Here is a 5,553-nt window from a genome sequence, read left to right as displayed (position 1 = left end):
ACACTGATCACAGACCCATTTGCCACGGATATGCTGTTCCTTGTAGAACTGTGCTGGTCTGAAATTGAGTTTCTCGCTCAGGTCTTCACCAATACGACGAAGCGTGCAGCCACAACTGCATTGTGTCGATGCAGGCTCATGCTCTATACGAATGATGGCTAGATGATCTGGCAGCGGTCGGCGTTTCGGTTTTATTGCTTTGGTTTCAGCCGATTTGGGTTGATCCGCATTCAGTCGTTCCAGTTCTAAATCAACGGCTGCGATATCTTCTTCAACTGCTTCATCTAACAAGCTGATTTGTTTGGCAGTGAGGTGTTCATTCTTCTGAGCAAATTTATGCCGTTTAAACAGCGCAAGTTCATGCTCGTATTTTTGTGTGAGTACAGATAGGTGCTGAACTTTGGCATCGAGGTGTTGATTGGATTGTTCGAGTTGTTGTTTATCTTCTACAAGTTGCTGATTCTGCATTGCCAACTGCTGGGTAAATTCCAGCAATTGTTCATGGGTCAGTTGGCTTAAATGAGGCAGCATATTCATGACCGCAGTATGCCTGAGATCAGGTTAGGGATGAAATAGGTCGTTTGGAGGATGGTAAAATAAAGGTATCTGGTTTAGATCATTGTGACCACGTGCTGTTGCCCAATTCTCTGCCAAGCTAAACCTTGAATTAATGCCTGTAATTGTTCCGCATTGATACTCATTGTTTCACCCTGATGAACCTGCGCCCAGTGGAACTTCCCTTGTTCCAATCGTCGGGCACACAGCCAAATCCCTAGACCATCATGTACCAACACTTTCATACGATGGCCTCGTTTATTACAGAACAGATAGGCGCAATGGGGTTTAACACCACCAAAGGCTTTCAGGACTTGAGCAAGTGCAGTATCTGTACCTGCTCGCATATCCATGGGTTGGGTAGAGAGCCAGATTTCATCAATGCGGATCATTTGATCAAACCTTGCAGCAGAAATAGTAATTCAGTTGTTGATTCCACAGGCCATTCGATTTCAATCATTTGATCTCTTTCGGAACCTGGTCCCTCATGCAGTGGAATCCTGATATGAGCAGGAGCTTTCTTCTCAGGCACAGGTGATGGAGATGTCTCTTGTTTGACTGGCATCGAGTGAACAATGACAGGAAGAAAGTCGGTCTGTGGGATAGGCAGGTTTTTTAATGGAGGGGGCATTGATTCGGACTGGCGAATCCATTTATGCAGTAGATTAGCATTGATCTGATGTTGCATTGCCACGTTAGCCACTGATGTGTCTGGCTGCTGGCATTGTTGAATAAGCTGATGTTTGAATTCGGCTGTGAAAGTTCGGCGAGGCTTTTTTTGCGTTGGTGCACTGTCTATAACTGTCTTTAAATCCATAAATAGGTGTCCACTTATTGGTTAGTGGACACTATCGGGGGATTGATCCACTAAAAATAGTGGTGATTCACTGGAGGCTTACTTTTCTCTTTGCATATTCCAGTTTTTGGCAGCTATGCGTAAACCTTCATCATATTTTTTTGAAACCCATAGGAATTGAGCTTGCTCTCTGAGATGTATGTGATCCTTATGGTCGAGTAGATTTTGTACTCTTTGAGTTAGTTCATTTAGGTCTTTTTCTGCAAGAGGATCGTTTAGTTTCTGTTTGCTTAAAATAATTCTATACAACGCACCATCATGATAACGATATGGGGTCAGAATTTTGATTGCGTTTGAATATTCTTGTTGAGAAATATACCAATTGGATTTAGCAAGAGTGTTGGGTAAATTATCTACATTAAGTAATGGAATAGATTGGCTCGCAAGAGTTGGATCATTAAATCTTGTCGCTATTTCCAGCATAATATTACCTAACCATTGCTGATCGTTTTTATTTAGCCTTGTTGCCATTTGAAGAAGTTCATTTGTTCTAGATTTTATTTCTGAAATATTTTTTGTCATTGCATCCACTTGCAGGACACAACCAGCTTGATAAAGTTTCACACTCTGTTGATCTAATTGATCACATAATTTAAGTGACTGATTAAATTGACCTTGTAATCTATATATATTTGCGAGTTGTAAAATTGCATCATAATTTTTAGGGTCTTTTTTTAATACGTCATTAAGTATTGTTTCTGCTCTGCTGAAATTATGATTTGCTTGAGCGAGTCGAGTTTCTAGCAATTTATTTTCTGTGTCTGATGAATTGAAGCTTGATTTCATTAAGTCTTCAGCTTGTTCTAAAAACTCACCGTCGCCTTTTGAATAAGCTTTTTCAAGTAACACATTAACGATTTGATTTCTCAGTTCATCATTATGATTGTTTTTTAACATTACTGAATAATCTGGATGTTCTGAACTCGATGAAGATTCTTCATGGTGATGTTTGGGGTGAGCGAAAGCAGTACTTAAATACAATGAAGCTATTATTGATAATGTTAGCTGACGAATTAACATTTAAAACTCCTATAAAGACTCTTAACAGAAGTTTGTTAAGAGTCTCAATCTTAAAATTTCACTGCAACGGGTTCTGATTTGTTATCTATAGTAGATTCTGAAATTTCAGTAATACTTTTAGGTTCAGCCTGTTCGTAGTTACTTTGAGGTTGATTGGTTAATGACAACGTTTCTTTAAGAACGGGGTCATTTTGGGGTTGGTTGTTATTATTTGGTTTTGAATTATTGTCATTACCACCGCAGCCACTTAATCCAATACCAACCATGAACAGCAAAATGAGTTTTCTCATGGCGACTACTCCTAATTATTTGCTAGCTGTATTAAATGGAGAGCCTGCTACTGGAGTATTTAAGTATGGGAAAGCAGTACCAAATTGTTGTGGTGATTGTAGAGCTCCATCTGTAAAGCCTATTCCTCCAGCTTTAGCATCGCTCGCTTTACAACCAACAGCGGTATTCACACCATCAATTGTGCAGAGTAAGCCCATAGCAACTCTCAGCTCAATATCGACGACATCATCACCAGGTCTACGACCGTTCGGGAATCCTGCAGTATCTCCACCGATTACACCAAGACGATTTTGTTTATCTTTTGCCGCTGGAGTAATAGCAGTATTTAGACGTAACATTTCAGATGCTTTTACATTTTTAGGTTGATTTAAGCCAGGAATACCTAAAAGAAATGCGTTAACTAAGTCAGTTCTTGGAAAGTTTGTTGGCGCAACTACGGCACCACCAGTTGCCTCTTTAAAAAGAACTTCTATTAATGTAGGGAGGGTTGGGTTAGTCACATAGTCAGCAAATTGCCCATCATTCACAGGCTTACTTGCATTAAATTTATCTTTATCTTTAAGACCAATGACGACTTCATTAACTAAAGGCATGCCTAAACGTGAAACTTGAGTCCAAGCACCACCAACTTTACTTGCACTGGAAAGATTGCTTTCAGGATTAGGATTTAATAAGGTGGCTTGAGGTAAGCTTGCTGTTGTCCATCCTCCAATCACTGTATCATTTGAAGCCACTAAACAAGATTGTGGAACTTCTAAAGCAATTGTAGTGACGTTTTTATTTGCAATATTATTCAATCCTTGATCTTCAGCGTTTACGCCTGAAGGTGCGAGTTGAGTCGCAGGAATCTTAATATTCACTAAATCGAATACTTCACCTAAGTTAACAGCAAAAGGATCTTGACGTTGACCGACAAAAACTTTACCAGAACCACAATTTCCAAAGTTAATGTTTTGGACAAATGTATCTGCGTAGGCTTGATAGTTTGGAATTGATTTTGCGCCAACATTATCGAATGGCTTTTTAAAAGAGCCTAAAGTACTTCGATCACCTTTACGTCGGTCACCTTTAATCATGGTAACAGTATATGTTTCAGCGGTATTTTGAGCTGAACTACTATCATTTGTGATTTTACCAATGTTAGATAATGGTACAGAAACATTCTTGCCACCTACAGGAACTTGTAAGTCTTTTAACTCTTGATTGAATTTAAATTGGAAAGTAATGTCTTCTTGCCCATCTCCGTTGTTGTCAATGTGTATTTCATATAAGGCTTTAGGATCTAAAGCGAAATAATTAGGCCCCCCATAAGCATCTTGTAAAGGCTGATAGTTTGCTAGTATGGTTACGAAATTACTTCGGCTCGGCTCATAACTTTTAAACATATAAAAATCTGTAGCGTCAACCTTGGGTGTTTTACTGATTGATGGTGCTTCGCGGTGGCTTGAAGCGAATGATGTCACACTAAAACTACTTAGCATAATTGCTAAAAGTAGGCGAGAGTCCATTTTGTGTCTCCTTGACCATGTTGATCTTGGGTATATTTTTGATTAATTTTTATTCGTCTTATAATTTTCTGATATGAATTTAGATCAGTATAAGACTCTTAATATTTATACTGGTTCGATAGTGAAGTTTCTGTGAGCAAGTTTTAATTTAAAAAATTTTTTGTGCTGTAGTAGATAAGATTAAATAAGTAACATCTAAAAAGTAAACATGTATTTATTGCCAAAATATTTTGATATCTGATACACCCAATTTTGTATTTGATTAGCCGTCATTACTTTGAAATCACGCCAATGATACTTCATCTGTCACCATACCATATCTCAATGCGATTTAATTCAGGGCTATTGTAAGAACACTTGGCCTACCTGAACGATGACCTTCTTGAATAGATTCAAATTGGTAGAGTTGCCAATGGCGACGTTGTAACCGTATAGTTTCAGGTATTCGACTTTGAAGTTTAGCTACTTCTGCTACAGTTTTACCTTCGGATAGCCACAATATGGTTTGTGCGCGTTGTCTTTCTCGCCAATGTGCAGCGTGTTTGGTGAGATCAATAAGTTGTTTTTGTTCAACTGGGTTGAGATGGATTGAAACGATACGTGGCATAGTTGAGCAGCAGCTAATCAAACATACCTTTTCGCATGGTTAGTTTGATTAATCAACTTAATGTATCTTCAACCATTTTTAATGGTTCGATTCACATTACTTTCAGTGATATGGGGCAGAGTAAAACTTGAAGTGCGACATAAACCACCTAATTAATTTAAAGGGTTTATGGAGTATATAAAATTGTCATACCATCATCTTAACTTTGAAGATCGTACTGCATTAATGCTTGAGTCAAGAAAAGAAGGCTTTTCACCCAGAAAATTTGCTGAACTTATTAAAAGACATCCTAGTACGATCTATCGTGAACTTAAAAGAAATAGCATCAATGACGTTTATCAAGCTCGATATGCTTCTGATAACACCTTCGCTAGACGTAGACGTGGTCACAGAAAACTCAAAATCGACTCAATTCTCTGGAGATTTATTGTTGAAGCGATCCGTTGTTTATGGTCTCCTCAGCAAATATCGAAGCGTTTAAAGACATTTCCTGATTTGGATCAAACAATGAATGTAAGCCATACAACGATTTACTCAACTATACGAGCATTACCAAAGGGTGAGTTGAAAAAAGACTTATTATCCTGTCTGCGTCATGAAAATAAAAAGCGAAAAGCTAACGGTGAACCTAAAAAAGATTCTATATTACAGGATATTAAAACTATTCATGAGCGCCCAGCCGAAGTTCAAGAAAGAAAAATACCGGGTCATTGGGA

7 protein-coding genes and 2 pseudogenes are annotated in these 5,553 nt (G+C 38.3%); 1 reads left to right on the top strand and 8 read right to left on the bottom strand.

The annotated features are described in order from the left end of the window. The 8 genes and pseudogenes from F908_RS15165 to F908_RS15135 all read right to left on the bottom strand — a co-directional run. Nucleotides 1–537, bottom strand: a 537-nt coding sequence (locus F908_RS15165; RefSeq protein ID WP_005165936.1) for an IS66 family transposase, incomplete at its 3' end; no start/stop codon positions are given. Nucleotides 538–611: 74 nt separating this feature from the next. Then, nucleotides 612–947: an IS66 family insertion sequence element accessory protein TnpB gene (gene tnpB, locus F908_RS15160; RefSeq protein ID WP_005157151.1), complete on the bottom strand. Its 336-nt coding sequence runs from the start codon at nucleotides 945–947 to the stop codon at nucleotides 612–614. After that, on the bottom strand, nucleotides 944–1,372 hold the full coding sequence (tnpA, locus tag F908_RS15155) for an IS66-like element accessory protein TnpA (protein WP_005157149.1): 429 nt from the start codon (nucleotides 1,370–1,372) through the stop codon (nucleotides 944–946). The genes tnpB and tnpA overlap by 4 nt, the downstream gene beginning before the upstream one ends. A gap of 78 nt (nucleotides 1,373–1,450) precedes the next feature. Continuing rightward, the gene (locus F908_RS15150) at nucleotides 1,451–2,431 is read right to left on the bottom strand and encodes a tetratricopeptide repeat protein (protein WP_005165089.1); all 981 of its coding nucleotides are present in this window, start codon (nucleotides 2,429–2,431) and stop codon (nucleotides 1,451–1,453) included. Nucleotides 2,432–2,481: 50 nt separating this feature from the next. After that, nucleotides 2,482–2,721 (bottom strand): hypothetical protein, encoded by a 240-nt coding sequence (locus F908_RS15145; protein ID WP_005165093.1) that lies wholly within the window; start codon nucleotides 2,719–2,721, stop codon nucleotides 2,482–2,484. 15 nt (nucleotides 2,722–2,736) lie between these two features. Further along, nucleotides 2,737–4,230: a DUF4331 domain-containing protein gene (locus tag F908_RS15140; protein ID WP_005165096.1), complete on the bottom strand. Its 1,494-nt coding sequence runs from the start codon at nucleotides 4,228–4,230 to the stop codon at nucleotides 2,737–2,739. 195 nt (nucleotides 4,231–4,425) lie between these two features. Further along, nucleotides 4,426–4,574 (bottom strand): annotated as a pseudogene (locus tag F908_RS16550) (transposase); the annotation flags it as partial. A gap of 2 nt (nucleotides 4,575–4,576) precedes the next feature. Then, nucleotides 4,577–4,837, bottom strand: a pseudogene (locus tag F908_RS15135) (hypothetical protein); the annotation flags it as partial. A gap of 225 nt (nucleotides 4,838–5,062) precedes the next feature. On the opposite strand from F908_RS15135, the gene F908_RS15130 reads away from it, so the two are divergent. Further along, the coding region (locus F908_RS15130; RefSeq protein WP_265596598.1) for an IS30 family transposase at nucleotides 5,063–5,553 on the top strand (491 nt) is incomplete at its 3' end.

It is taken from the genome of Acinetobacter sp. NIPH 284, from assembly GCF_000369425.1.
Taxonomy (GTDB): Bacteria; Pseudomonadota; Gammaproteobacteria; order Pseudomonadales; family Moraxellaceae; genus Acinetobacter.
This window is presented reverse-complemented; position numbering and strand designations above follow the sequence as displayed.

Bases quoted from the DNA above. Each gene is read 5' to 3' on its own strand.
- F908_RS15150 (WP_005165089.1), bottom strand. From the start codon at position 2,431: ATGTTAATTCGTCAGCTAACATTATCAATAATAGCTTCATTGTATTTA.
- tnpA (WP_005157149.1), bottom strand. From the start codon at position 1,372: ATGGATTTAAAGACAGTTATAGACAGTGCACCAACGCAAAAAAAGCCT.
- F908_RS15140 (WP_005165096.1), bottom strand. From the start codon at position 4,230: ATGGACTCTCGCCTACTTTTAGCAATTATGCTAAGTAGTTTTAGTGTG.
- F908_RS15145 (WP_005165093.1), bottom strand. From the start codon at position 2,721: ATGAGAAAACTCATTTTGCTGTTCATGGTTGGTATTGGATTAAGTGGC.
- tnpB (WP_005157151.1), bottom strand. From the start codon at position 947: ATGATCCGCATTGATGAAATCTGGCTCTCTACCCAACCCATGGATATG.